This window comes from Planomicrobium sp. CPCC 101110 (assembly GCF_007859395.1).
Classification (GTDB): Bacteria; Bacillota; Bacilli; order Bacillales_A; family Planococcaceae; genus Planococcus.
Genome location: NZ_VOHD01000008.1, coordinates 24,529 through 49,543 on the forward strand (window position 1 = coordinate 24,529; position 25,015 = coordinate 49,543).

Consider the following 25,015-nt stretch of genomic DNA (forward strand, 5'->3'; position numbering starts at 1 on the left):
TGGTTGGCAAATTTAAAGTGAGCCGCTGCTGCAATCCTCCTTTCAATGGGCTCATCGGAATATCAGCGTTGTTTCGGATCAAGCAAATCGTTCAATCCATCCCCGAGCAAATTGAATCCCAGCACAGTGAAAAGGATCGCCATTCCTGGGAAGGTTGCCGCCCACCAGGCTTCCCGCAATATTTCACGGCTATTGGACAGCATCGCTCCCCATTCCGGAGAGGGCGGCTGCGCCCCAAGGCCGATAAAACTGAGTCCGGCTGCCGATAAAATAACAAAACCCAAATCGAGTGACGCTTGAATTGTGGCTGGCGCCATTGCGTTCGGCACGATTTCCTTAAAGAGAATACGGAACGGATTAGCGCCAAGCGCCCGGTTCGCTTCAATGTATTCCGAATGTTTGATCGAGAGGACAGACGACCGGACAATCCGCGTATACCAAGGCCACCATGTTGCAGCAAGCGCCAGCATGACATTTTCGATAGACGGTCCAAGAGCCGCCGCAATGGACATCGCCAAGATGATTCCTGGAAATGATAAAAAGATATCTGTAATCCGCATGATGAACTGATCTACCCGCCCCCCGATATAGCCGGCAATCGCGCCTAAAATCGTGCCGATCGGAAACGAGATGGCTACTACCAGCAAGCCAATGCGCAGCGAAATTCTCGTGCCGTAGACAATCCGGCTGAAAATATCGCGGCCGACTTCGTCCGTCCCGAAATAATGTTCGGCGCTCGGCGCTTCCAATTTGCTGAGCAGGTCCACTTCTGTCGGGCTGTGGGTGGCAATGACTGGAGCAAAAGCAGCTGTTACTAAAATAATCAGTACAATGATGAGCCCAAGCAAAGTTAATGGGCTGCTTGTTATTCTACGGACCAAGCCAACCACCCCCTCAATCGTGTTTTAAGCGCGGATCGATGAAAAAGTAAAGCGTATCAACAATCAAATTGACCATAATGAAAATTATCGCTATAAGGAGCGTTACCCCCATGACTGCCGGAAAGTCCAAATACGTGATTGCGTTGACCGCGTATTGCCCGAGGCCTGGCCAGGAGAAAACGGATTCTACCAGGACGCTGCCGCCGAGCGCATGGCCGAATGCCATCCCGAGCAATGTAATGACCGGCATGACCCCGTTTCGCAAAGCGTGGCCATATAACACGCGGTTTTCCGGCGCCCCTTTTGCATAAGCTGTCCGGATATAGTCACTTTTCAATACCGACAGCATACTCGACCGGGTCATCCGTGTGATCATGCCGATGGTCACCGCGGCAAGCGTGATTCCCGGCAAGATCAAATGCATGACTGCCGCATAGAACACCGGCCAATTCCCGGTCAATAATGCATCAACCGTATACATTCCGGTAATATAGTCGGGTGGTGCCATGCCCCCGTCCAGACGACCGGATCCCGGAAGTATCCCTAATTTCAAGTAGAAGAAAAGCAAGAACAGCAGCCCTAGCCAGAAAGCCGGCATCGCCACTCCCAGCAGGGCGAACACCCTCGTGAATTGATCCGCAAGTTTATCCTTCCTGCTCGCGCTGATCACACCGAACGGAATACCGACCAACAATGTCACAATCATTGCAAACATCGTCAATTCGAAAGTGGCCGGTGTATATCTCAGCAAATCATTCAGGACCGGCCGCTGGGAATAGGTGCTTTCCCCGAGGTCGCCTTGAAGAATCCCTCCCATGTAGCGGCCATATTGGACATAGAGCGGATCGTTCAGGCCCATGTCTTCTCGAAGTTCTTCTATCCCTTCAGGCGTCGCTTTCGGTCCCAAGATCAAGCGGGCAGGATCACCAGGAATGGTATTGGAAATTGCAAAGGTCAGAATACTAATGCCGATCAAAATCGGAATCATCAACAATAAGCGTTTAGCGACAAATCTTAAGGCATGCATTCAATCGCACTTCCTTCCTGGCAATATTAAGTATGGATACAGGCAGCAAAATGGCCGGGCGTTTTTTCTTCCAATGGCGGAACGATTTCCGCACACTCTTTTGTCGCCATCGGGCAGCGCGTGTGGAAAGGGCAGCCGGATGGCGGATTTGATGGGCTTGGCAAATCGCCTTGCAAAATAATCCGCTCTTTTTTCTGCAGTGGATCCGGCACAGGCAAAGCCGATAAAAGCGCTCGGGTATAAGGATGTTTCGGATCCGCATAGACTTTCTCCACATCGGAAATTTCAACAACTTTCCCTAGATACATAACGGCTACTTTGTCAGAGATATGCTGGACGACTGACAAATCGTGGGAGATGAACATATAGCTCAGATTCATCTCCTGCTGCAGTTCCAGCATCAAGTTTAAAACTTGGGACTGCACCGAAACGTCCAGAGCGGAAACCGGTTCGTCTGCAATGATCAAGCGCGGTTCCAGCATCAATGCCCGGGCAATGCCGATCCGCTGCCGCTGCCCACCGGAAAATTCATGCGGGTAATTATTGAGCTGGTCCCTTCGCAGGCCGATCTTCTCCACAAGCAGTTCAACTTTCTCTCTCCGCTCGTTGCGGGTGCCAATGTTATGAATAATCAAAGGAGCTTCTAAAATTTTCCTCACGGTATTTCTCGGATTCAAAGAAGCGTATGGATCTTGAAAGACAATCTGCATTTCTTTGCGAAGTTCCTTCATCTGTTTCGCATTCATTCCGGTTACTTCTTCGCCTTTGAATTTAATGCTGCCTTCCGTCGGTTCGGCGAGGCGCAAAATGGAGCGGCCAAGGCTGGACTTTCCGCATCCGGATTCCCCCACAATGCCTAAAGTCTGCCCTTCCTCGATAGTGATGCTGACGCCGTCCACCGCTTTCACAATGGTTTTCTCACCCATAAACCCTTTTTTAATGGTGAAGTGCTGTTTCAAGTTCGTCACTTCTAACAACGCCATCTTGGTCTCCCCCCTTCTCGTCAAAAAGCCAGCAAGCCGATTGGTGGCCGGCTTTTATATCGAACATGGGGGGAACTGTCGTCCGGCAAATATCCATCGTATGGCGGCACCTTTCTGCAAAGCGGCATCCTGCCGGCATATTCCCGGGAGCGGGAACTGTTCCAGGAATCGATCCCAATTTCTGCTTGCGCTGCCCGAGTTTCGGTATAGAGTCGAGCAGTCCGATGGTGTAAGGGTGTGTTGGGTTTTGGAACAATTCCAGAACCGGTCCTTCTTCAACTATCTTTCCGGCATACATAACAATGACGCGGTCGCAAACTTCTGCGACAACTCCCATATCATGGGTGATCATAATGATGCCCATCTGCGTCTGCCGTTTGATTTCACCCATCAATTCCAGAATCTGCGCTTGGATTGTAACATCGAGCGCCGTTGTCGGTTCATCGCAAATCAGAAGCTGCGGTTCGCAAGCCATCGCAATTGCAATCATGACCCGCTGCCTCATTCCGCCGGACAACTGGTGCGGATATTCGTTGACCAGTTCTTCAGCGCGAGGAAGGCCGACGTCTTTCAACAGCTTCAGCACCCGTGTCCGCCGTTCCTCTTTTGTCATATTGCGGTGCAGGATCAGCGATTCTTCAATTTGGGTTCCGACAGTCTGCAATGGATTGAGCGATGTCAACGGGTCCTGGAAAATCATCGATACTTGGTTGCCCCGGATTTTTTCCAGCTTTCGCTTCGAATAGGCGGCTATGTTTTCATCCAGCAAGTTGATATCTCCGTCCAGCCGGGCTTTTTCGGGCAGCAAGCGCATCAGGGAGAGGGCCGTCATGCTTTTTCCGCATCCTGATTCGCCGACAATCCCAACCGTTTCCCCTTTTTCCACCTGGAAAGAGATCCGATCTAATATCGTTGCGTATTTCCCGTTTTTCTTTAGGGATAAGGAAAGATCTTTTACATCCAATAGCATTATCAAAACCCCCTTTGATTTATGATCGGGCTACTTTGGCCAAGTCTTTCAGCGCTGCCGTATAGTGATCGGAAAAAGTTTTCTGGATCATTTGGCGATTTTTCGTACGAAGCGCATCCAGCAGAACTTTATGGTTATGAACCACTTGTTCCACACGGAGAGGCACTTGGTTGGCGATTGTCAGAAACATGGCCCCTACTTGGGTGTCCATATGTTTATGGATGTTGATCAACCGGTTATGCTTTGAAGCACTGACAATGGTTCCATGAAACAGGATGTCACATTGGGCTTGTTTTTCTAAATCCTGTTCCATCATCGCCTGATGGAATTTCTCCAATAACCGCTCCAGTTTGGCAAAGTCTTTGTCAGTTAAATACTCTACCGCCAACTGTGCCGCCTCTCCTTCCAGCAAAGCGCGGAGTGTATAGATTTCAAAAGCGTCCTGTTGGGACAGCGTAGCGACAAAAGTTCCCTTGTTCGTTTCATGCTTGATCAATCCCTCATTTTGGAGAAGCTTCAACGCTTCCCGCACCGGCCCTCTGGAAATTTGGAGCTTTTCTGCCAGCCTGGCTTGATTGATGCGCTCTCCCGCAAGCAATTCCCCGTTCAAAATCATTTTCCTTATTATTTTCGCAACATCGTCTGACAGTGTCCGTTGATCGAGAATCATCCCATCCTTCCCCTCCCCCTTCAGCTTGCTTTTTCAGGCAGCGATTCATAGATCGCCTTTAGTTCATATAAGTTGTTCCAGCTCATTTGCCGTTCGCCTGTTTCAATCTCTTTGATGGCTTTTATCAAGGCGTTGAGCAATGGCGCTGCAACCTCATGGCTTTCGGCAATTTCCAGAATCGGCACCAATTGGGCATCCACTTCTGTTTTTCTTTTCCGCACAGCCAAATCCCGCCATATGCCGCTTTTCGTCTTCTTATTGGAAGCCATCCTTTCGGCCAACTTATCAAGCTGGACAGCCAGTTTTTCTTCATTTCGCAGCGCTCTTGGATAAACGAGAGCGGGATCCCAATCGTCAAAACCGAGCGGCGAGACTCCTTCTTTAGCTGCCGTCTCCAGAATTTCCGAACACAATTCCATTAACATGCCGCGCAAATCTTTTTTCCTGACGACAGCGGCCATTGTTTCGTCGACCAAAGCGGTCGCATAGAGAAGACCCGCATAAGACAGTTTCCCCCATAAATATCCCCAAATATTTCCGGTGACTTCTGCCGGCCCCCAGCTTTTCAAAATCTCTTTCAACCGAAGGACGCGATTGGAAACCGTCCCATCCAGCTCCCCGAGATATAAAGAAGCCACACCGCCGTAAAGGATGCGCCCAGGTTCCAAATAGTCAGCTGAAAAGTTGACAAAACAGCCAATGGTCCGTTCGGCGCCAATCATTTTTGAAATTTGGCGTTCACACAAGCCATTCTGCAGCGAAACCACTTGGGCATCGTTGGCCAATAAAGGGATAAACGGTTTTAACGCAGCTTCGGTATGATGGGCTTTCACACAAAGGAAAACAATGCCAAGAGGCTCGTTTCTTTCCACTAATTGTTGGGGCGTATAAGCTTTTCCATGGATGGTGAACGTTTCTTCAGGCCCTTCAATTGTCAAGCCGGCCTCATTTATTTTTTCGACATGATCTGCGGCAATGTCGCAGAAAGCCACTTCTTCGCCCGCACGGACCAAGTATGCTCCCAAAACTCCGCCGATGGCTCCGGATCCGATAATTGTGATTGCCATAGTGCCGCCCCCTAAAAAAGTTGTAGTCCGCCATCTGCGGAAATTACTTGGCCGCTCACATACTGAGCAAAGTCAGATGCGAAGAACAGCACCGGATAGGCAATATCTTCCGGCGACCCTAACCGTTTAACCGAGATCGCCTCTATCAGGTTCGCTTGCGCATCTCTTGTCATGGCGTCCCATTGTTTTTGGGTAGAAGGATTGGATAACACAAAACCCGGAGCCACATTGTTGACCGTGATGCCAAACGGCCCAAGTTCACGCGCCATCTGTCTCGTAAAACCGATTTGCCCAGCTTTGGCGCTCGTATAGGCTTGGATGCCGGTCAAGCTGCTGCTTCTTCCCGCACCGCTGGAAATATTGACGATTCTTCCATAGCGGTTCTTTTTCATATATGGAGCAACCGCCCGCACCATGTAAAAAGCAGAAGTCAAATTTATATCGATAACCTTTGCCCAGTCATCGTCTGTGACTTCTTCAATCGGCTGATGCACTTGCCCGGCCACACCGCCTGCGGCATTGACCAGAATATCGATCTGCCCGAAATCGGCCGCCACTCGGCCAAGCAATCGGCCAACTTCTTCCGAATCGGTTGCATCGCATTGATAGGCATGTATTTTTCCGTCTGCCCCAGCAGCTTCGATAGCTTGTTCCACTTCCTTTTTTGATTGTGCGAGCGGTTCGCTCAATATATCGATTGCTGCCACTTTTGCTCCTCGGATTGCAAACTCTTTGCAAATAGCCCTTCCAATGCCGTGGGCTGCTCCTGTTACGATCGCTGTCTTTTCTTCAAAAGTTAACTGTAAACTGTTAACACTTTGTCCCAAAACAACATCCCCATTTCGCAATTTTTTCTTATTATATGTGCGTTTTTTTTGAAAAGCAATATGTTTTTTGAATATTAAATAAATTCAGTATTCTCGTAGTTGTTGAAACAAATAAAAACGGCAAGCCGTTGAATGGCTTGCCGTTTTTATCAAAGAAGGCGATAGACCCTCGCTTCAAAAGGCTGGATTTCCGTTTCGTTGATCATTTCATAGTTTCCGAGCATCAGCACTGCATCTTTTTGCGCCTGCCATATGCAGTGCTCCTCTTTCAGATTGGCGACAACCAAAAATTTATCGTGTTCGTCTTGACGCATGTAGGCATAGACAGTCGGGCAGCCGGTGTCGACGAGCTCATAGGAGCCATACACGAGCACTTGCCATTCTTTGCGCAAAGCGATCATTCGCCGGTAGAAAGACAGTATGGACAGCGGATCTTTTTTCTGCGCTTCGACGTTCAGCCATGTGTAGTTCGGATTGAGGCTGAGCCATGGTTCTGCTGTTGAAAAGCTGGCGTAAGGGCTGCTGTCCCACTGCATCGGCGTCCGGGAATGGTCACGGCTCGTTTTTTTGATGATCCGCATGATGGTGTCATGCGGCACGCCTTCTTTCAGTTTGTAGTGGTACAGCGTTTTTGTCCGCACATCGTTGTAGAGTTCGATGTCGTGAAAAGGCGCATTGGTCATGCCGATCTCCTGGCCTTGGTAAATATACGGCGTCCCCTGCATCAAAAAATACATGCAGCCGATAGCTGTGGCGCTTTCCCGCCAATAGTCCCCATCATTCCCCCATGTCGAGACGATGCGCGGCTGATCGTGGTTCTCCAAGTATAAAGCGTTCCAGCCGATCCCTTCCATCCCTTTTTGCCAGCGGGTCATAATGGCTTTGACTTCGTCGACATCCAAATCCGTCTCGGCTTCGGTATCCCATGCCAGCCAATTTTCAAAATGGAACATCATATTGATTTTGCCGCGTTCTTCGCTAATCCATTCGTACGCATCCTCCACAAACACGCCATCCGCTTCCCCGACTGTCATGATATCGTATTTTGAAAACGTCTCATCGCGCAGTTCCGTTAGAAATTCGTGGATGCCTTCGACATTTTTCATCTTCTCAAAAGCTTGTACATAAGGCGCGTTGAGCGGATTGGGCATATCCGAAAAGTCTTTCTTGATATAGCTGATAACATCCACCCGGAACCCATCGATGCCTTTGTCGAGCCACCAGCGGATCATTTGGTATAAGGCCTGCCGGACCACTGGATTTTCCCAGTTCAAGTCCGGCTGTTTCTGGGCGAATAAATGCAGATAGTATTGTCCGGTTTTTTCATCATGGGTCCACGCCGGGCCGCCAAAAATGCTTTCCCAATTCGTCGGCTTGTCGCGCCAAATATACCAGTCACGTTTTTCGTTGTCGCGCGAGGAGCGGGATTCGATAAACCATGGGTGCTCATCGCTTGTATGGTTGATGACCAAATCAATGATCAGCTTCATGCCGCGCGCATGCACTTCGTGAAGAAGGCGGTCAAAATCCTCCATCGTCCCCATTTCTTCCATGATGTCCTGATAGTCGCTGATATCATATCCGTTATCGGCATTCGGCGATTTGTAGACCGGACAAAGCCATATCACATCGATGCCGAGCTCTTTCAAATAATCGAGTTTCTCTGTTACGCCATTAATATCACCGATTCCGTCGCCGTTCGAATCATTGAAGCTGCGGGGATAAACTTGATAGACGACCGCTTCTTTCCACCAAACTCTTTTCATGGTTGATCCCTTCTTTCAGACGCCGGCATGATCATCCCAGGATTATTCCAGAAGTCGCAATCGCCCGATCTTGTTGCCAGCTTTTATTTTTCTTCGACCTTCTATTTTATGTCTTCCAGCACTAATAAAGCGGCTCCAAGAATTCCTGCCTCGTTTTCAAATTGCGCGACTTTGATGTCCAGCGGATTCAGCAGCAACGGTTCTAAATGCCCGATGAGGCGGTCCCACCAAAGTTCCGCCGATTCCGATACGCCTCCGCCGATGACTACAATATCCATATCGAATGCCGCCTGCAATGAGCTGATGACAAGCGCCAGATCTTTTGTAAAACCATCCACCACACTTTGTGCTGCTGGATCGGTTTTCGCCTGGATGAAAAGTTCCTGCGGTGTGATGGGCAAACCGGCTTCTTTGATTCGGCGCACGAGCGCAGTTCCGGAAACGTATTGTTCGGAACAGCCTTCACGCCCACAAGAGCAAAGCACGCCGTTCGGATGCAGAATCATATGGCCGACTTCCCCTGCCCCCCCGTGTTTGCCTCCGCTCAGCAATTTACCATCCCAAATAATGCCGCCGCCAAGCCCCGTTCCAAGTGTCAGACAAACCGTTCGGCCAAAGCCTTTTGCTGCTCCAAACTTCGCTTCCGCGAGTGCTGCGGCATTGGCGTCGTTTTCGACTTCGACGCGCTTGCCCGTCGCGCGTTCCAGTTGTTCTTTGACAAGAGTGCCGGTCCAGCCGGGCAATGTTTCAGTGGCATAAATGACTTTCCCTTGAGTCGGATCGACAAAGCCATGAGTCCCGATGCCGATCGCTTCAATTTCAGGATCAAGCGCAAGAAAACGCAAGACCTGTTCCTCCAAATACGGATAAAGCGGAAACTGCGTCGGCAATTTTTCGTCCAGCGAAATGTTCCCCGCATTGTCCACTACGCTCATCCGTACTTTCGTTCCTCCAATGTCCACCCCTAATACTTTAACCATGAATACCCTCTTTTCACTGTTGACGTTTTGATAGTTTGCTTTCTGTTTTGGTTCTAATAACAATATACCTTATATAGATGCTGCTTGCTTTTGCAAATTTTCAGTCCATTCCCAATCGCTGATTTGCACCGCATCCGTTACATGATGAAGCTTGCTTGCACCGACAATTGCAGACGTTACCGCCGGCTGGTTGAGGATCCAGGAAAGCGAGAATTGCGATAAATTCACTCCATATTCTTCAGCCATTCCTTTGTATCTTTCCACCCGTTCGAAGTTTTCGTCTGTGAAATAGTTTTGGATCAGCTGCTCGCCTTTTGCCGCCCGGCTGTCTTCCGGCAGCTCGTGGCGGGACTTGTATTTCCCAGACAGCATGCCGCGCGCCATCGGACTGTACACCAAGAGTCCCATCGACTCGAACAAGCAGAACGGCACCACTTCATTTTCCAGTTCGCGGGACAGCAAATTGTATTGGGACTGGGATGAGACGAAAGATTCCAAGCCCAGCAAATCGCTGATGCCATTCGCTTTGGCCATTTGCCAAGCCGCATAATTCGAGCAGCCGATATAGCGGACTTTCCCTTGCTTGACCAAATCGTTCAATGCCGCCAAGGTTTCCTCCAGCGGGGTTTCGTTGTCGAACCGGTGTACTTGGTACAAGTCAATATAATCGGTTTGAAGCCTTTTCAGCGAACTTTCCAATTCCCGCATGATATGGAAACGGGACAAACCGAAATCATTTGTGTCTTGCCCCATCGGCAACCCTACTTTTGTCGCCAGGACGACTTTGTTCCTCCGTCTTTTCAAATTGCGGCCGATAATTTCTTCTGACTCGCCCGTTCCGTATTTGAATGATTCGTCTTGGCCTTTGCCGTAAAAGTTTGCTGTATCGATCAGGTTAATGCCGGCGTCAAGGGCAGCGTCCAATATTTCCACAGACGACTTTTCATCGATCCAGCGGCCGAACGCCATCGTTCCAAGACTTAGATTTGAAACCCGCAGGCCGGTTTTCCCTAAATTCTTATAGTTCATCCAGTTGCCTCCTCCGTAAACTTTGTTCATAAAAGATTCCTTTAGATTAATTCGCTGTTTCAGATGGAACTCCTTTATTCTTCCAAGCCGTTAAAGTTCTTTGAATCGGGTATAGGTATTCCATATTGTTCTAGGAGGTTGGCACATGATCAAAGAGTGGTTGAAGGATTCGTCTTATACGGTGGTGTTTACAGGTGCCGGCATGTCGACGGAAAGCGGATTGCCCGATTTCCGCTCAGCGAACCAAGGATTGTGGGAACAGAAAAACCTCGCTAAAATCGCCAGCATCGGGTCGCTTTATCACAATCCGGAAGAATTCACTGAGTTCTACCGGAGCCGGATGGTGGGCTTGCGTGAATACGGTCCGCATAAAGGGCATTACTTATTGGCCGAATGGGAAAAACGGGGACCGGTAAAATCGATCATTACACAGAACGTCGACGGTTTTCATCAGTTGGCAGGCAGCAGCCAAGTCGCTGAACTGCACGGCACACTGCAAAGCGTCTATTGCCAGGAATGCAGCAGGACCTACAGCAGCGATGAGTATTTGGAAGGCACCAGCCATTGCGTTGTCTGCGGCGGCGTCTTGCGCCCTTCGATTGTGCTGTTCGGGGAAATGCTGCCGGAGAAACCGTTCGAATTGGCGCTGCAAGAAGCAAGCCGGGCAGATTTGTTCATTGTCCTCGGTTCTTCTCTCAGCGTCTCGCCGGCCAATCAATTCCCGCTTATTGCAAAAGAAAACGGCTCACGGGTCGTAATCGTAAACCGGGAGCCGACACAGCTTGACGGATATGCCGACGAAGTGGTGCATGACCGCAATATCGGGGACGTGCTGGAAGAGTGGGACAGGTTTTTGAAACAATAGGATGAATTGGCTCATCCACGTAAGAGAAGGGGAACTTCATGTATGGAGTTTTGTTTGTCGGGATATAAATTTCAAGGTTCATATAGAAACCTTGAAACTTCATGAAGAAAATATCAACACTCCCTCATCACCGCTTTTCAGCAAACAAAAAAGAGGATGCCTCCCTGCACGCTGCCAGACAGCAGACAAGGAAACATCCTTTTTTCATTTTACATAAAGACAATAACGGCCAGCACTGCTGCCAATACAATTCGGTAAATCGCAAATGGCATAAGCTTGATGCGTGAAATCAATGTCAGGAAAAAGCGGATCGAAATCAAAGCGAAGACGAATGCGCTGATGAATCCGACCACGTAAAACGATAGATAGTCCATCGACATCTGGTCCAAGTTTTTCATAACTGACACCAGGCTGGCACCGAACATGATCGGAACCGCCATGATGAACGTGAAGTCTGCAGCAGTACGGTGATTCAATCCGAACAGGACGCCTCCCGAAATGGTTGCGCCGGAGCGCGAGAATCCCGGCCATAAGGACAAGCACTGGACCAAGCCGACCGTAAACGCCTGCCGGTATGAGATTTCATCCAACGAATTTACAGTTGGATTTTTTGGGCCGAATTTATCGGCGATGATCATAAGGACCGCCCCGACCACAAGTGCATAGATGACGGTTTCGACACCAAACAAATGGTCATCGATGAAATCTTTGAAGGCAAATCCAAGAACAACTGCCGGCAGCATGCCGACGATGACATGCAGCAAGTTGAAGCGGCCGCTCTGCTTCTGCCCATCTATTTTATACAAGCCGACTAGGCTGAAAAGGCGTTTCCAAAACACGACGACAACCGCTAAAATCGAGCCTAATTGGATGACAATCTTAAATGTGTTCGCCGGATATTTCCCCAGAAACTCCTGTGATTTCAGCCACATGTCATCGACAATGATCAAATGTCCGGTCGAAGATACGGGCGCAAACTCGGTCATTCCTTCTACAAGCCCTAAAATCAATGCTTTTAATAAATCGAATAATTCCATATGCCTTCTTATCCCTCTTTCTGCGGAAGCGGATTTTTCGTTGCCGCTAGTCCTCATTATTACATAAATAGGAGCCATTTATAAGGCTGCCGACATTTTTTTAGAGAAAATCTTTGCTTGCTTATGCCTGCTTCTGATGCACCTTTTTAAAAGACGCCAGAGCTGGCGTTCAGGATGCGCCATTTTTGAAATTCACATAAAAAAGCCGTTTCCGGTGAAAGAAACGGCTTTTCCCAGTTTATTCTTTGAAGACTTTTGCGACAAATCCTGCCACGTAATCACTGCCGCCGTTGTCTTCGACGCCTTCGATCATCATTGCCATGATAAAATCGGGATTTTCGGAATCATAAGCGACAAAAAAGCCGTTTTGTGCGCCTTCCTCATCTTTGCTGGCCTTCAGTTCCGCTGTACCGGTCTTCCCGGCTAACGGGACATCTTTCAGATTGGCTGATTGGGCATAGCCATCCACTACTACATTGCGCATGCCTTTCCGAAGAATTCCTGCATTTTCTGCACTCACCAAACCTTCTTTCCAGACTTGCTGGTCTTCCTCATCCAAAAACAGAGTCGGCTTGTACATCGTGCCATCCGTTATCAATGGCTCGTACAGCGAAGCAAGATGCAAAATATTCGTCAGCATCTGCCCTTGGCCAAACGACGTATCTGCCAACTGCCCTTCTGAACCGATTGTGCCTTCATTCGAAATCTGCGGCATTTTCATGCCGTAGGCAAATTCCATTTCCTCGCCAAAGCCGAATTTTTTCAATCCGTCAGTGAAGGTTTCTTTGCCCATTTCGAGCGCTTGGCGGGCAAAATAAATATTGTCCGAATAAACGAGCGCTTTGTTCAGATCAATAGGATTCGGCGCTTCAGGATGAAGGCGGGTGACACGGTAATCGCCCCACGACTTGTCTTTTTGCCAAGTTTCCCCGTTGATTTCCAAGCCTTCGGAAGGATCTAATGTACCGGCTTCCATACCGATCGCTGCAGTGATCGGCTTGATCGTCGAGCCAGGTGCATATCCTGCCGTGAAGCGGTTGAACATCGGGTTTCGCGGATCTTCCTCAAGTTCTTTATAGCGGTCGCCGCTAATGCCGAGCATGAACTCGTTCGGATCAAATCCCGGAGAGCTGACAAGCGCGAGTGTTTCACCGGTATTCGGATCCACAGCTGCACTTGTTCCCGGCTCTCCTTCCATTGCCTTGTATGCCGATTTTTGCAGCTCCGCGTCGATGGTCAGTTTCACCGTCTCACCGTCAACTGCCGGCTGTTCAGCTACCGTGATCGGTTCTGCGCCTTCCGTGGCTTTTTCGATATAAATTTTCACGCCCCCCGTTCCGCGCAAACGATCTTCAAGCAGCGCTTCAAGGCCTTGGCGGCCGATAAGGTCATTTGCGGTATAGCCGTCAGCTTTCCGCTCTTCCAGTTGTTCTGCCGTAATAGCGCCAATATAGCCGGACAAATGGGATAAAGCTGCTCCGTATGGATATTCCCGCATGTCGGTTCCTTGATGGGTGACTCCCGGGATTTCATCGGCTTTCTTCAATAGCTCTTCTTCAGTTTTCGCAGCTTTGGCAATTGGCACAAAATAATCCGGCTGCACCCAGCTTTGTTCTAATTGTTTGTCGATAAAGTCGGCCGTTACACCAAGCAGATCGGCAAGCTCTTCTTTTTTCGACTCGTCCGTAAACAGTTTCGGGACAATGCCAATGTCGAAGCCGCTGCCATTTGCGGCAATTTTGTTATTGTTGCGGTCTATAATTTCCCCGCGTGCCGCTTCTGAACGGGAAATCCGGATATTGTCTCCTGCCTCAAGCTGTGGGAAGATGAATGACGGATCCCATTCGACATACCAGTTTTCCTCCTCTTCCTGCGTCTCGTGAAGCAAAGTAAGCGTCTTCTCGAATTCTACAGGCCCGGCCAGCGTCTCCATTTTCACTTGAACCGGGAAGTCGGCCGGATTTTCCGGATCCCATTCTGTATCTTCCGCTGGTTTTGTGTAGGTGACCTCCACATCCTTAATGCCCAGATCTTCCTGCAATTTCTCTTGCCGTTCAACAAAATCTTCTGTGCTATACGCCTCTTTTGTTCCTTGGTTCAAATAAGCGCTGTACATTTCAGCGAAATTCCCTTCATTCCACTGGCCTATGTATTCTTTCAGCCGGTCCTCAGGAGTCGCTTGCTGCTGGCAAGCGCCGAGAAGAAAAAGACATAACAGGGAAATGATCCCGAGCAATCGTTTGTTCATTGGATAACCTCCGTTTCCTTCCTTTATTTTACCAGTTTGCACCTCCGTGCAACACTGAAATGTTCGGCGTTCCTGTGCCAATATAAAGGACGAAAAAAAGAGAGGCCGGTTTCGGCCTCTCTTTTGCTGCGGCTTATTTTGTATAAAGCGCGTTTGAAATCAAGCGGAACAAGTAGTCCGTATGGTCACGGAAAGCCGGTTCCATACCGATCAACGTTACGTCTTTATTGCTTTCGCGGATGATGACAGGCTGGCCGGTCGCCGTCTCATTGCCTTTCCAGTGTCCGGCAACGAAGAAATCACTTTCATCGTAAGCCGCCAGCACTTCGCCGTCTTCCACTCCGCTATACCAAGCTGGACGGTAAACGAATCCGATATCATCTTGGCCGTATCCTGCAGTGATTCCGGTGCCGTCATAATCAATATTGACAATTCCGTTGCTGTTCGATCCGCCGGTCTGAACCGTTGCGTCAGTCAAGCCGAGTGTCTGCGCTGCTTTCGAAGCTCCAGCTCCTGCTGCAATGAATTTGCCGCCTTCTTCAACAAAACCTGTGACATTTGCCTTGAATGCTGCAAGCTGCTCTTCGTTTTGCAAACCAAATTCTTGGTTTGCTTCTCTTTCATGTTTTGTTAAAATCAAGCTTTCTGTGCCATTGTAGATGAACGCGTCATAAGACGTTAAGCCTGATTCCGCCACTTCCACAGGTGACAGTTCAGTTACTTCAAAGCCTAAACGCTCTAAAGCCAAGTTCATGCCTGAATGCGTCTGCTGTTTGTTCATGCCGCCATCTTCAAGAAGTGCAACTTTCAATTTTGTGAGTTTCTTCGCATCTACCGGTGTCACACCGCTTTCAATGTGCAAGCCGGATGCTTTCACAGTTGAGCTGATAGTCTTCGGTGATCCAGTGACATAGAAATCGCCTTTGCTATCGCGTCGGACGGTCGTTCCTTGCTGAATCAGCGTGTTGACCAGCTCTACCGCTTTCACCGAAGAGTTCGGGATGACAAACGGCCCTTTTCCTGAAAGAGTCCCGTGGCCATCAGCGTGATTGACTTTTGCAGTCGGTACGTCGAATTTCGTCTTGACCGGATTTGCTTCAAAGCCCCATAGTTTCGGCAAGCTCCATGCAGAGATGTCATACATCGAAGGCGTGTCATCGGTGATATCTTCACCGTCCCACAGCATCGTGTTGGCAAGGCCCGCTTTTGCTTGGCTCATATCGACAATGTACGAACCTTTCGCGTACTCTACGCCATCAACTATAAAGCTCTTCGCCGCACGAACGACGTCAATATCGTTGTCGATCAAATGGTTGACCGCTTTTTCCGTGACCGTCGGATCTTTTTCATCTACCGGCAGGATATACGCTTCCGGGAAGAAGCCTTCCTCGTGGTATGGATGGTCAAAATTGATGCCGCGCTTGAAGATTTCGATCTGATCATTCAGCATTTCCTGCTTGTTGTCCGTTGCATACTGAAGTGCGCCCATGATGGCATCGTACATCCACTTCACGCCGTCTTCATCGTTCGTCGGCGCTTCTAGCGTGTGGCCATATGCCCCGTGGTACATGGCATACATCGGTGTGAAGATCGGCGGATAATCGTCCCAGCCAGCTTCATCATCGCGCTGCGGCACATAAGTCCCTGTCATGGTCTTATACAGATCGCCTTTATATTCGCTTTTATTCTTCATGATGGAACTTTCCATCGCTTCTGCTTGGCCGTATGCCCACTTATTATACAAATCATATTCATAGTTCGGGTTGTGCGGCGGTGTACATGGCTCGATCAAGCCTTGCTTGTTGGGCGCGTAATTTTTCACATAGCCGTGGGTATCCAAGAACACCATCGGATTCCATTCGGTTATCAAGTCTACCGTCTGGCGCGTTTCCGGCTGCGACTGCGTAATAAAATCGCGGTTCAAATCAACGCCTTCGCTGTTGAAACGGGTCGCATCCACACGGCCATCCGGATTTGCTACAACATTGAAAATTAGGATGTTGTTATCAAGAATTGTTTTGGTCTCTTCATCATTGCCAGTGGCAAAACGTTCGATCAATTGCATCACCGCATCACTGCCAATAAATTCCGTTCCGTGGATCGATCCGTTAATCATGATCGGCACTTTGAAATCAGTGTTTTTCTGAATCCATTCCTGTGCCTTTTCGGGATCTTTGATCATCTGTTCGCGAAGTGCTTTATTTTCGTTCACTTTGCCTTGCGACTTAGAGTCCGAAATTGTTACAACATATAAAGGCAACCCGCTGGCTGACTTGCCCGTCACTTCCACTTTCATGCGATCGGATGACTTCGCAATTTTTTGAAGTTCGGTTCCGATTTCGGAGAACTTGAGGAAATCATAATTCTCTGTATTAAATTTGCTGCCATCTTTTTCTTCAATCGGGTTTACATATGTAGGGTTTGAAGATTGCGCTAAAGCAGAAGACCATGGAGCTGATGCAAGCAAGCCTATCGCCAATAAGCCACTGACTGTTTTTTTCATTTGGATATGCCTCCAATATTTTTTTAATGTATAAATATTTACCATTAATAATATTAATTTAAATTCCGCTCAAACGCTATAATTCCTTTTATCTATTATCCATCGGAATTTATAGGTGAAAATAGCACATTTTCACGCAGTATTCCGTCCATACTTTATGCAACTAGTAAAATATTCATAACAATTTGATTAAAGGAATCTATTTTGTATTCGAATTTGTGTTAACTTAATTTTAAAATCGGTTGACTCAAAATATATGCTTGATTATACTTTTCTTATATTGAAATTTGGAGGAAACCATATGACCACTTCAGCGACAAGATCGGAAAATCATTCACGCACACTGCAGCTGGTGCAAATCGCCATGTTTGCGGCATTAATGGCAATAGGAGCCAATATTTCAGCTTTCCTTGTAATTGGCGGAGTTCCAATCACTCTCCAAACGTTTTTCGCAATTTTGGCTGGCATTCTGCTTGGCAGCCGCCTTGGCGCAGCTGCAATGGTTGTTTATGGATTGATCGGTTTGGCTGGCTTGCCCGTGTTTGCCGGTTTTTCCGGAGGCATGGATACGCTTGTCTCTCCAACATTCGGATTTATTGTATCGTTTGTATTTGTCGCCTTAATTGCCGGTGCCATTGTCCAGCGCTTTCCTTCCCGAACAGGATTTATCGCAGCTGCACTGGCGGGCACCGCAGTCAACTACCTGATCGGAACCAACTGGATGTATGCCGCATACAAATTGTGGTTTTCTGCCCCAGCAGGCTTCGACTACAAGATGGCTTGGGCATGGATGGCAGTGCCGCTTCCGAAAGATCTGATTCTTGCTGTACTGGCCGGGATTTTCGGCTTCCGTTTGAAACCGCTTATCCAAAAATACAAATAAGCAAAACCCTTCCGCGGTCGCCACGGAAGGGTTTTTTGCCAATTCAGCGATGGACTTTTCCCCTTCTTCCTGCTAAAAAGAAGAAGAAGGCAAAGTTGAAGGAGGAACATGATGAAGGTCTTAAACTATTCATTGCTTGACGTGTTTACAACAACGCCATTCGGAGGCAACCAGTTAGCTGTTTTCCATGAAGGCGAGTCCTTATCGACTGGGATGATGCAGAAAATTGCAAGGGAGCTTAATCTATCGGAAACGGTTTTCCTCTCCCCTCCAAACGACTCGGATAACCAAAGGAAGCTGCGCATTTTCACTCCGCAAATGGAATTGCCGATGGCTGGCCATCCGACCATAGGCGCCGCTTTTTTAATGGCTGACCAGGACCTGGTCCAAACGGGTGAAGGCATCAGCGAATGGACGCTGGAAGAAGCTGTAGGCGACATTCCCGTTATCGTCTATAAAGAAGAGGGATTGATAACAAAAGTGGAAATGACGCAGCCCCTGCCTTCTTTCGGAGAGCGATTTTCCAAAACCGAACAAATTGCCAAACTGCTGTCGCTGGCACCTGCAGACCTTCATACTGAATTTCCGATTCAAACAGTGTCGACCGGCGTGCCGTTTTTGTTCGTTCCTGTCCGGTCGCTTGCCGCCATCAATAAAATCAATTTTCGCTCGGATGTCTGGGAACAGCACTTCAGCAAAAACGAAGCGACTCAGCATCTTTTCGTTTTCACTACAGAAACCGAAGATTCCGCTTCCACTGTCCATAGCCGCATGTTCGCTCCTGCCATGGGCATTCCTGAAGACCCGGCCACCGGTGCTGCAAGCGGGCCGCTTGGCGCCTATCTGGTCGAGCATGCCGTCATTCCCGCAACTGAAAACGGCGTTTATGCAATTCGGAGTGAACAAGGGATCGAAATGGGACGGCCGAGTTTCATCGATATTACAATCGTTAAAAAGGGCCAGGAATTCCAGCAGGTTAAAATTGGCGGTACTGCTGTCACTGTCGGAAAAGGGCAGTTGTATCTGGAAGACACTAAAAATTGAACAAAATAAAAAAGCCGTGGCGGCCCCAAATTGGACCGCTACGGTTTTTTATTTGCTTGGCATAGACTTCCACTGATCTTCCAACCATTGGTCGAAATCAGCGCCTTTATCGCCTTTGTACGTGTCGTAAATATCAACACGCGTTTTTTGCAGCTTTGTTTTGAAATCTTCAAACGAGTGGTCTGCCGGCAGGCTTTTTTTGATGCGCAGCAAAACTTTCGAAGTATCTTTTATAAGCTCGCGCGTCTTGCGCTCAGGCAAGTGCACGTTCTCCCCGAAATTTTTCAGTGCATCGTACGCAGCTTCTTGCACTTGATATACAGGATCATGTTCCATTCGATGCGTCAAAAGATCGATTGTCTGCTCGCTTTTCCACTTTCCAAGTTCCTCGACTGCAGCCAGGCGCTCTTTCCAGTTGGCTGTCCGATTGGCAGCTTTTTTCAACTCTTCGTAATTCGGCGGTAGATTGTTTTTCTTGTTTTGATAAGCCAAAATTTATTCTCCTTTTTTCCATTTCCCTTTTCGGAAAATGAATCGTTCTATTCCATTCACGGAATTCGCTCCTTATATTGTACCATCATCCGAATGAAAAAGAACTTAAGCAGAATTATGAAACTGCTCCAATGCATTTATCGGACTGGTTATAGAAGGAAAAATTGTTTTTTAAAAGGAAGAGGAGAAGGGCTTGTATGGGATTCTTTGATAATAAGTAAAAATTGTTAAAATTCTAATAAATACATTGTAATTTTGCTTTAATAGTTATATTATGGAATTGCGCTTCAAATAAAAGGAAAAGAAAGGAGATTATTATGAAAAAAGGTATGTTGAGTATGGTTACTTTCTCGGTTTTATTTGTAGGTTCTTCTTTAAGTGTTGGTGCAGAGAATCACGACAAAGACTGTGGGGATTTTGGAAGCCATGAAGAAGTATTGGAGTTCTGGTTTGCAAATGACTATAGTGCAGAAAACGATCCGCATCGGCTTGATGCAGATGCGGACGGCTTGGCTTGCGAAGTCAGCCAAAGCGAATATGACACTTACGCGGCAAGCTATGAAAGCGATGATTCCACCGAAAATGCAGCTGATGAAGAAACTGAAAGTGCAGAAGAAGGCGGCGAACTGCCGGATACCGCTTCTAACGGTCCATTGATGATGTTGTTTGGCGCAGGCCTTGCGGGAGCAGGTTCACTCCTCTTTTTCCGCCGGAAAAGCCAGAACGCGTAAAGTATAAATCGAAACGGCGGGATTTCCTCCTGCTGTTTTCACTGTGAGGTGAAGCTTCATGAGACGGTGGTTTGGCTTGCTCCTTCTCCTGGCTGGGCTAATTATCGGGCTCTCCAGTTTTTTCGAATGGCACAGCGGAAAAACCGCAGCCCAAGATCTGACCCATGAAGAAATAGCGGATTTTGAAGAAATTCAACAAGAGGTTGCAACAGAGGCAAAAGTAACGCCGGCCCAGCCAAAAGCGGTTCCTCCCCCTCTTCTCACTTCCGGCATTGAACGCAAGCTGGGCGAAAAAACCGCAACCTTGCTGATTCCTGAAATCGAACAAAAGTATTCGGTTTATTGGGGAGCTGATGATGCTACATTGAAAAAAGGGGTCGGTATGTTCGTCAGCGACCTGACCACTGTTCCTGGCGGCTATGGCCATACCGTATTAAGCGGGCACCGGGATACCGTCTTCACAAGGCTTGCCGAACTGGAAGAAAAGGATAACTTGATGGTCGAATATGAAGGCAGAATATATGTCTATGAAATTTTTAAAATGTGGGTCACCGACGAAGACGACCGCTCGGTCATCGTCGAAAAAGATGAGTCGATTTTGACTTTAACGACCTGCTATCCTTTCGACTTTATCGGCTCAGCCCCGGACCGTTATATCGTCCAGGCCAGACTCGTTTCAACCCAGCCGGCCAAGTAAAGCAAATTAAAAGGGCAAAAGCTAACGAATCAGCTTTTGCCCTTTTTTGATTCTTCTATTGACCCTGTCGATTTTTTGGTTCCTCATCCAACCGTATATGGCAAGGATGGCGAAAAAGATACCGAGTACGCTCAGCGCAACTCCATACCCTGCATTATCAGCACTGAAATTTCCGTACGCCCGCATGCCTATAATAGCCGAGCTTATTCCCACACCCAAAAGAATCAACGGATGTATTTTGAGCTTATTCATAGAACTCTGCCTATAAAGCTGCAACCGCTTGAATGAGCCGGTCCACTTCTTCTTCCGTATTATAAGGGGCCAATCCTGCGCGGATCCAGCCGCCGCTTTTATTGATATCCAGCCGTTCAGCCAATGTCGAGGCGTAGAAATGGCCGGATGCGATGAAGATGCTGTGTTCTTCCGCCATGGTTTTGCAAACTTCTTCCGGCGTTCTGCCTTCCACCTGGAAAGCGATGGTCGGTGTTTTCGGAACTTCGGGCCCCGCTTCGAACAACTTGACGCCATCAATTGCCTTCAGGCCATCCCGGAGCTTTTTGGCCAGGCTGTTCTCATGAGATTCAATCCGCGAGATGCCTGACTGAATGCGCTCCCTTCTTGTTGGCCCTTCCCCAAGCCCTGCAAAAAATTCGATCGCTGGCGTGATGCCCGCAATTCCTTCATGATTTTGCGTACCGGTCTCCAGGTTGTCCGGATAATGGCTTGGCGCCGGCACCAATTTATAAGGCTCCAGTTCCTTGAAAAGTTCTTCCTTAATCGCCGCGATCCCGATATGCGGGCCGAAGAATTTGTAAGCGGAACACAATAAGATGTCAATTCCTTGGCGGTCGCGGTCAAGTGCAATGTGCGGCGCGGCATGAACCGCGTCGGCAGCTACCAAAGCTCCGACTTCTTTTGCCCGTTTCACAATCGGTTCCAAGTCTACAATGGTTCCGACCGCATTTGACGCCATGCCAATTGCCACAAGACGGGTGTTTTCGTTAATAACTTCTTTCATATCCGCTGAATCGAGTGTCAGCGTTTCAGTGTCCACTTTAATCCACCTTACCGTCAGGCCTCGGTCTTCTGCCATCAATAGCCACGGGTCCACATTAGCCCGATGGTCCATTTCCGTTACCACAATTTCATCGCCCGCTCCCCATTTTTTCCCGAGCGCCCGGGAAATAGCCAGTGTCAAGGTGGTCATATTCGCACCAAATGCCACCTCATTCACCTGAACTCCCAAGAAATCGGCAACCGCCAATTTTGCTTCTTTGATAATCTTTTCCGTTTCCCAACTGGATGGAAAGCAGCCATGCAGATTCGCTCCGCCGTTTTCCATGTATTGCGCAATGGCCCGAATAGCAGATTTTACAACCTGCGAACCGCCGGGACCGTCAAAATAAGCCGCTTTCTTCCCTTTGTATGTTCTTTGTAAGGCAGGAAATTGTTCTCTCACTTCACTGATTGGAAACGTCGTTTCTTCTGTTTTCATCAAGTCGGCTCCTTTTGTCTCTGGAATAGAGGAATGCATTGCGGAAACTAAAGCTCTACCATTGTCATTATAGAGAGAAGGCGGATTTTTTTTCAATATTCGGATTCATGGAACCCTTCCACTGCCACGATGGAAAAGCCTGCCCCTTTTATCATTTGCTTATGTGCCCTTTTGCGCATTCTTTGACGAATGCAGTGAACAGCGGCATGACTTCCGGCACTTTCTCCACCATCATTTCTGGATGCCATTGGACAGCGCAGACAAAACGGTCGCCTTTCCATTCCATGCCTTCGATCAAACCGTCCGGCGAAATAGCAGTCGCTACAAAATCAATTCCGAGGTCTTTTACCGCCTGGTGATGAAAACTGTTGACCGCCAAGGTATCAGACTGATAAATTTCATGGAGCTTTGAATCAGGATCTACCGTGACATCATGGACGGGATGATGCATCGGCGCTCCTGCGACCGAGTGATTAAAGCAATCCGGCTGCTGGCGCTTCAAATCCTGGAACAGCGAGCCTTCCGCCGCGACATTCAACAATTGCATGCCGCGGCAAATACCTAAGATAGGTATATCGCTTTGAAACAACGCTTTTTTGGCTAATGACACTTCGTGCAAATCGCGCTTCGGTTCAATCGGCCCTAAATCGTAGCTCGGATATTCTCCGTATAATTGCGAGTCAACGTCAGATCCTCCGCTAAACAAAATGCCATCCAGTTTGCCAAGCATCATTTCCGCTGTCTCCACATTTTCTGTCACCGGCAAAATAACGGGAATGCCTCCGGCGCGCTCGATGGAAGTGACATAGTCCGCCGACAGCAACTGCCATTCCTGCCCCATCACACCCAATCCTGTGACAACGCCCGGCACGCTGTCAGTCGAGTAGTTTGCGCATATTCCGATCAATGGTTTCATCTTCCCCGCTCCTGTCCCAAGCAAAAGGATTTGCTTGACTTAGTATCAGCTTTTCTCCCCTTAAAGTATAAATGGGATTCAGTAAGCTGCACATGCTCCTATAGAAACTTTTGCATAAACTCGACAATCATCGTATTCATTTGAATATGATTTTCGATTTTTTCAGTCTGATGGCCTTCATCTTCGAAAATGACCAGTTCGACTTGTTTCCCTTGCTGCTTCAGGTCTGCCGTCAACTGCTCCGCTTCACTCACCGGCACACGGGTATCATTCCGTCCATGGAAGACCAGCAGCGGGGCCGTAATATTGGCGGTATGGTTCAGCGGCGCAATTTCTTCGAAAAAGTCCCCATCCTCTTTTAAGGAACCATATTCGAATTCGCGGAGCGCACGGCGCCACGACCCCGTATTTTCCAAAAAGGATTTAAAATGGGAGATGCCGACAATATCGACTCCGGCTGCCCAGACTTCCGGATAGTGCGTCAACGCAGCCAATACCATGAACCCGCCGTAGCTGCGCCCCATTATCCCGATTCTCTCCGGATCCGCTCCATGGTTCGCAGCCAAATCAGCCGCAAGCTCTTTCAAATCCGCCACTGAATCCATACGTTTCCGGACATCGTCCAATTTCACATAAGTCCGCCCATATCCCATGCTGCCGCGGACATTCGGCGCAGCTACCGCAAAACCGTTTGCCGCTAAAAACTGGATGACTGGATTGAATTCAGCCTTGATTTGATATTCCGGTCCGCCGTGGACATAAATGACCACCGGCTGGCCATGCTCTTGTTTGCCATACAAAAAGTAAGGAACTTCAAGACCATCAAATGATGAAAAATGGCAAAGTTCCGGCTGCATCCACAAGTGTTCCACTTCTTTGGCTTCACCGACAAACGTCAGCCGTTCCACTTTCCGGCTATCCAGCGAAACTTTCCAAATATCTCCCGGATGCACCGCGCTTTTAACGCCTACCGCTAATTCCTTCTCGTTTAGCCAAGAAAGCGAATCTAAAACACCCGTCGGCATTTCTTCTATTGTAAAGTTCCCGCTTTCTTTTAATCCATAAATGCCAAGCCGGGATATGCCGCCTTCATTGACCGTGTATGCGAGTTTGGAATGGTCCGGCGAAAGCTTGATTTCTTCAATATCCCAACTTTCAATCGCCAGCAGTTCGTTCAATTCGCCTGGATGACTGAACGCAAACTGCTGGATGGCCAACGTTTCCCGTCCCATGTCTGTTACCAAGAAGCCGCCTTTCCCGTCATCGCTTAATTGAATTGAATGATATCGGGCCAATGCGTTTTCTTGTCCGAGCTTCGTCAGGTTTTTTGAAGTCAAATCGAACACATAATAAGATTGGTCAATATTCGTATCCGGCATGCTTAAAACAAGCTGTTTTCCATCTTTCGTCCAACACACTGGTGTGCAGTTTCCATCCACCCGTAAAGCGACTTGTTCTTCTTTTTCTTCTATATCCAGTATGTATACATCAAAAAAACCGGGATGGCGGCGATTGCTTGAAAAAGCGATCTTTTTTTCATCCGGCGACCAGCCGCCGAATTGGTGGAAGTGTTCCCGTGAGATAACAAGTTCTTCCGCAGTTCCGGTTGTTCCATTCAATATATACAATTGCTGTTTTTCATTTCCTTTATGGTCCATGCCGACAATGGTTTTTTTGCCGGTTGGAGAATGGTGGACTTCCAGCACCCGGTCAGGCAGCTCAGCCACTTGTTCGATTTGACCATCCTCCTGCCATTTCCAGACTTGAGGAAGGCCGGTCTTCTTGGATAAAAACGTGAATGCGTGCTGCCCAGGCAGTACGCTTGGCCGGGAAGCCCCAGTGACGTTCAAATAGGTATGCAATTGGTGTCCAGCAGAAGTTTCCATGGTTCGGTCCCCTTTCAA

The 25,015-nt window shown here is 48.3% G+C and carries 23 protein-coding genes; 5 read left to right on the top strand and 18 right to left on the bottom strand.

The features are described from left to right. Nucleotides 1–62: 62 nt before the first annotated feature. The 10 genes from nikC to FQV30_RS12045 form a co-directional block, all read right to left on the bottom strand. Nucleotides 63–890, bottom strand: coding sequence for a nickel transporter permease (nikC, locus tag FQV30_RS12000; RefSeq protein ID WP_370512395.1), 828 nt, complete (start codon nucleotides 888–890; stop codon nucleotides 63–65). Nucleotides 891–894: 4 nt separating this feature from the next. Beyond that, nucleotides 895–1,908 carry an ABC transporter permease gene (locus tag FQV30_RS12005; protein ID WP_146500397.1) on the bottom strand — a complete coding sequence of 338 codons (1,014 nt, stop codon included), beginning with the start codon at nucleotides 1,906–1,908 and terminating at the stop codon, nucleotides 895–897. 26 nt (nucleotides 1,909–1,934) lie between these two features. Beyond that, nucleotides 1,935–2,891: an ABC transporter ATP-binding protein gene (locus tag FQV30_RS12010; RefSeq protein WP_146500398.1), complete on the bottom strand. Its 957-nt coding sequence runs from the start codon at nucleotides 2,889–2,891 to the stop codon at nucleotides 1,935–1,937. Next, nucleotides 2,845–3,861: an ABC transporter ATP-binding protein gene (locus FQV30_RS12015; protein WP_146500399.1), complete on the bottom strand. Its 1,017-nt coding sequence runs from the start codon at nucleotides 3,859–3,861 to the stop codon at nucleotides 2,845–2,847. The genes FQV30_RS12010 and FQV30_RS12015 overlap by 47 nt, the downstream gene beginning before the upstream one ends. Nucleotides 3,862–3,880: 19 nt before the next feature. Next, nucleotides 3,881–4,531 carry a GntR family transcriptional regulator gene (locus FQV30_RS12020; RefSeq protein WP_146500400.1) on the bottom strand — a complete coding sequence of 217 codons (651 nt, stop codon included), beginning with the start codon at nucleotides 4,529–4,531 and terminating at the stop codon, nucleotides 3,881–3,883. 20 nt (nucleotides 4,532–4,551) lie between these two features. Next, complete coding sequence (locus tag FQV30_RS12025; RefSeq protein WP_146500401.1) at nucleotides 4,552–5,598, bottom strand: ketopantoate reductase family protein; 1,047 nt, start codon at nucleotides 5,596–5,598, stop codon at nucleotides 4,552–4,554. A gap of 11 nt (nucleotides 5,599–5,609) precedes the next feature. Then, complete coding sequence (locus FQV30_RS12030; protein WP_146500402.1) at nucleotides 5,610–6,425, bottom strand: SDR family NAD(P)-dependent oxidoreductase; 816 nt, start codon at nucleotides 6,423–6,425, stop codon at nucleotides 5,610–5,612. 149 nt (nucleotides 6,426–6,574) lie between these two features. Beyond that, nucleotides 6,575–8,191, bottom strand: a complete 1,617-nt coding sequence (locus FQV30_RS12035; protein WP_146500403.1) for a glycoside hydrolase family 13 protein — start codon at nucleotides 8,189–8,191, stop codon at nucleotides 6,575–6,577. Nucleotides 8,192–8,292: 101 nt separating this feature from the next. Further along, entirely contained in the window at nucleotides 8,293–9,171 is an 879-nt protein-coding gene (locus FQV30_RS12040) for an ROK family protein (protein WP_146500404.1), read from the bottom strand. 69 nt (nucleotides 9,172–9,240) lie between these two features. Then, nucleotides 9,241–10,200: an aldo/keto reductase gene (locus tag FQV30_RS12045; RefSeq protein WP_146500405.1), complete on the bottom strand. Its 960-nt coding sequence runs from the start codon at nucleotides 10,198–10,200 to the stop codon at nucleotides 9,241–9,243. Nucleotides 10,201–10,345: 145 nt separating this feature from the next. On the opposite strand from FQV30_RS12045, the gene FQV30_RS12050 reads away from it, so the two are divergent. Further along, nucleotides 10,346–11,065, top strand: a complete 720-nt coding sequence (locus FQV30_RS12050; protein WP_146500406.1) for an NAD-dependent deacylase — start codon at nucleotides 10,346–10,348, stop codon at nucleotides 11,063–11,065. 209 nt (nucleotides 11,066–11,274) lie between these two features. On the opposite strand, the gene FQV30_RS12060 is transcribed toward FQV30_RS12050, so the two are convergent. From FQV30_RS12060 to FQV30_RS12070, 3 genes are all read right to left on the bottom strand, one after another. After that, nucleotides 11,275–12,102 carry an undecaprenyl-diphosphate phosphatase gene (locus tag FQV30_RS12060; protein WP_146500408.1) on the bottom strand — a complete coding sequence of 276 codons (828 nt, stop codon included), beginning with the start codon at nucleotides 12,100–12,102 and terminating at the stop codon, nucleotides 11,275–11,277. Nucleotides 12,103–12,340: 238 nt separating this feature from the next. After that, complete coding sequence (locus tag FQV30_RS12065) at nucleotides 12,341–14,350, bottom strand: penicillin-binding transpeptidase domain-containing protein (RefSeq protein WP_146500409.1); 2,010 nt, start codon at nucleotides 14,348–14,350, stop codon at nucleotides 12,341–12,343. A gap of 133 nt (nucleotides 14,351–14,483) precedes the next feature. Continuing rightward, on the bottom strand, nucleotides 14,484–16,853 hold the full coding sequence (locus FQV30_RS12070) for a M14 family zinc carboxypeptidase (RefSeq protein WP_255473431.1): 2,370 nt from the start codon (nucleotides 16,851–16,853) through the stop codon (nucleotides 14,484–14,486). Between the two features lie 301 nt (nucleotides 16,854–17,154). Here FQV30_RS12070 and FQV30_RS12075 point away from each other — a divergent pair, with 301 nt between their 5' ends. Further along, nucleotides 17,155–17,736 (top strand): biotin transporter BioY, encoded by a 582-nt coding sequence (locus tag FQV30_RS12075; RefSeq protein ID WP_146500410.1) that lies wholly within the window; start codon nucleotides 17,155–17,157, stop codon nucleotides 17,734–17,736. A 111-nt stretch (nucleotides 17,737–17,847) separates the two neighbouring features. Continuing rightward, the gene (locus tag FQV30_RS12080) at nucleotides 17,848–18,780 is read left to right on the top strand and encodes a PhzF family phenazine biosynthesis protein (protein WP_146500411.1); all 933 of its coding nucleotides are present in this window, start codon (nucleotides 17,848–17,850) and stop codon (nucleotides 18,778–18,780) included. Nucleotides 18,781–18,828: 48 nt separating this feature from the next. On the opposite strand, the gene FQV30_RS12085 is transcribed toward FQV30_RS12080, so the two are convergent. Continuing rightward, nucleotides 18,829–19,272, bottom strand: coding sequence for a HEAT repeat domain-containing protein (locus FQV30_RS12085; protein ID WP_146500412.1), 444 nt, complete (start codon nucleotides 19,270–19,272; stop codon nucleotides 18,829–18,831). A 317-nt stretch (nucleotides 19,273–19,589) separates the two neighbouring features. Between FQV30_RS12085 and FQV30_RS12090 the strand changes: the two genes are divergently transcribed. Continuing rightward, nucleotides 19,590–20,003, top strand: a complete 414-nt coding sequence (locus FQV30_RS12090; RefSeq protein WP_146500413.1) for an LPXTG cell wall anchor domain-containing protein — start codon at nucleotides 19,590–19,592, stop codon at nucleotides 20,001–20,003. Nucleotides 20,004–20,061: 58 nt separating this feature from the next. After that, nucleotides 20,062–20,700, top strand: coding sequence for a class D sortase (locus tag FQV30_RS12095; protein WP_146500414.1), 639 nt, complete (start codon nucleotides 20,062–20,064; stop codon nucleotides 20,698–20,700). A 21-nt stretch (nucleotides 20,701–20,721) separates the two neighbouring features. On the opposite strand, the gene FQV30_RS12100 is transcribed toward FQV30_RS12095, so the two are convergent. The 4 genes from FQV30_RS12100 to FQV30_RS12115 all read right to left on the bottom strand — a co-directional run bounded on the left by FQV30_RS12100 (nucleotide 20,722) and on the right by FQV30_RS12115 (nucleotide 24,997). After that, nucleotides 20,722–20,952, bottom strand: coding sequence for a hypothetical protein (locus FQV30_RS12100; RefSeq protein WP_146500415.1), 231 nt, complete (start codon nucleotides 20,950–20,952; stop codon nucleotides 20,722–20,724). A 10-nt stretch (nucleotides 20,953–20,962) separates the two neighbouring features. Next, nucleotides 20,963–22,195 (bottom strand): cysteine desulfurase-like protein, encoded by a 1,233-nt coding sequence (locus FQV30_RS12105; RefSeq protein WP_146500416.1) that lies wholly within the window; start codon nucleotides 22,193–22,195, stop codon nucleotides 20,963–20,965. A 151-nt stretch (nucleotides 22,196–22,346) separates the two neighbouring features. Beyond that, nucleotides 22,347–23,111 carry a gamma-glutamyl-gamma-aminobutyrate hydrolase family protein gene (locus FQV30_RS12110; RefSeq protein ID WP_146500417.1) on the bottom strand — a complete coding sequence of 255 codons (765 nt, stop codon included), beginning with the start codon at nucleotides 23,109–23,111 and terminating at the stop codon, nucleotides 22,347–22,349. Between the two features lie 98 nt (nucleotides 23,112–23,209). Further along, complete coding sequence (locus tag FQV30_RS12115; protein ID WP_146500418.1) at nucleotides 23,210–24,997, bottom strand: S9 family peptidase; 1,788 nt, start codon at nucleotides 24,995–24,997, stop codon at nucleotides 23,210–23,212. Nucleotides 24,998–25,015 lie beyond the last annotated feature (18 nt).

What these genes read in the sequence shown, in the direction of transcription:
- FQV30_RS12020 (WP_146500400.1), bottom strand. Translation starts at nt 4,531, where the DNA reads ATGATTCTCGATCAACGGACACTGTCAGACGATGTTGCGAAAATAATA.
- FQV30_RS12090 (WP_146500413.1), top strand. Translation starts at nt 19,590, where the DNA reads ATGAAAAAAGGTATGTTGAGTATGGTTACTTTCTCGGTTTTATTTGTA.
- FQV30_RS12080 (WP_146500411.1), top strand. Translation starts at nt 17,848, where the DNA reads ATGAAGGTCTTAAACTATTCATTGCTTGACGTGTTTACAACAACGCCA.
- FQV30_RS12035 (WP_146500403.1), bottom strand. Translation starts at nt 8,191, where the DNA reads ATGAAAAGAGTTTGGTGGAAAGAAGCGGTCGTCTATCAAGTTTATCCC.
- FQV30_RS12095 (WP_146500414.1), top strand. Translation starts at nt 20,062, where the DNA reads ATGAGACGGTGGTTTGGCTTGCTCCTTCTCCTGGCTGGGCTAATTATC.
- FQV30_RS12015 (WP_146500399.1), bottom strand. Translation starts at nt 3,861, where the DNA reads ATGCTATTGGATGTAAAAGATCTTTCCTTATCCCTAAAGAAAAACGGG.
- FQV30_RS12075 (WP_146500410.1), top strand. Translation starts at nt 17,155, where the DNA reads ATGACCACTTCAGCGACAAGATCGGAAAATCATTCACGCACACTGCAG.
- FQV30_RS12050 (WP_146500406.1), top strand. Translation starts at nt 10,346, where the DNA reads ATGATCAAAGAGTGGTTGAAGGATTCGTCTTATACGGTGGTGTTTACA.
- FQV30_RS12045 (WP_146500405.1), bottom strand. Translation starts at nt 10,200, where the DNA reads ATGAACTATAAGAATTTAGGGAAAACCGGCCTGCGGGTTTCAAATCTA.
- FQV30_RS12100 (WP_146500415.1), bottom strand. Translation starts at nt 20,952, where the DNA reads ATGAATAAGCTCAAAATACATCCGTTGATTCTTTTGGGTGTGGGAATA.
- FQV30_RS12115 (WP_146500418.1), bottom strand. Translation starts at nt 24,997, where the DNA reads ATGGAAACTTCTGCTGGACACCAATTGCATACCTATTTGAACGTCACT.
- FQV30_RS12010 (WP_146500398.1), bottom strand. Translation starts at nt 2,891, where the DNA reads ATGGCGTTGTTAGAAGTGACGAACTTGAAACAGCACTTCACCATTAAA.
- FQV30_RS12060 (WP_146500408.1), bottom strand. Translation starts at nt 12,102, where the DNA reads ATGGAATTATTCGATTTATTAAAAGCATTGATTTTAGGGCTTGTAGAA.
- FQV30_RS12105 (WP_146500416.1), bottom strand. Translation starts at nt 22,195, where the DNA reads ATGAAAACAGAAGAAACGACGTTTCCAATCAGTGAAGTGAGAGAACAA.
- FQV30_RS12025 (WP_146500401.1), bottom strand. Translation starts at nt 5,598, where the DNA reads ATGGCAATCACAATTATCGGATCCGGAGCCATCGGCGGAGTTTTGGGA.
- FQV30_RS12040 (WP_146500404.1), bottom strand. Translation starts at nt 9,171, where the DNA reads ATGGTTAAAGTATTAGGGGTGGACATTGGAGGAACGAAAGTACGGATG.
- FQV30_RS12065 (WP_146500409.1), bottom strand. Translation starts at nt 14,350, where the DNA reads ATGAACAAACGATTGCTCGGGATCATTTCCCTGTTATGTCTTTTTCTT.
- FQV30_RS12005 (WP_146500397.1), bottom strand. Translation starts at nt 1,908, where the DNA reads ATGCATGCCTTAAGATTTGTCGCTAAACGCTTATTGTTGATGATTCCG.
- FQV30_RS12110 (WP_146500417.1), bottom strand. Translation starts at nt 23,111, where the DNA reads ATGAAACCATTGATCGGAATATGCGCAAACTACTCGACTGACAGCGTG.
- FQV30_RS12070 (WP_255473431.1), bottom strand. Translation starts at nt 16,853, where the DNA reads ATGAAAAAAACAGTCAGTGGCTTATTGGCGATAGGCTTGCTTGCATCA.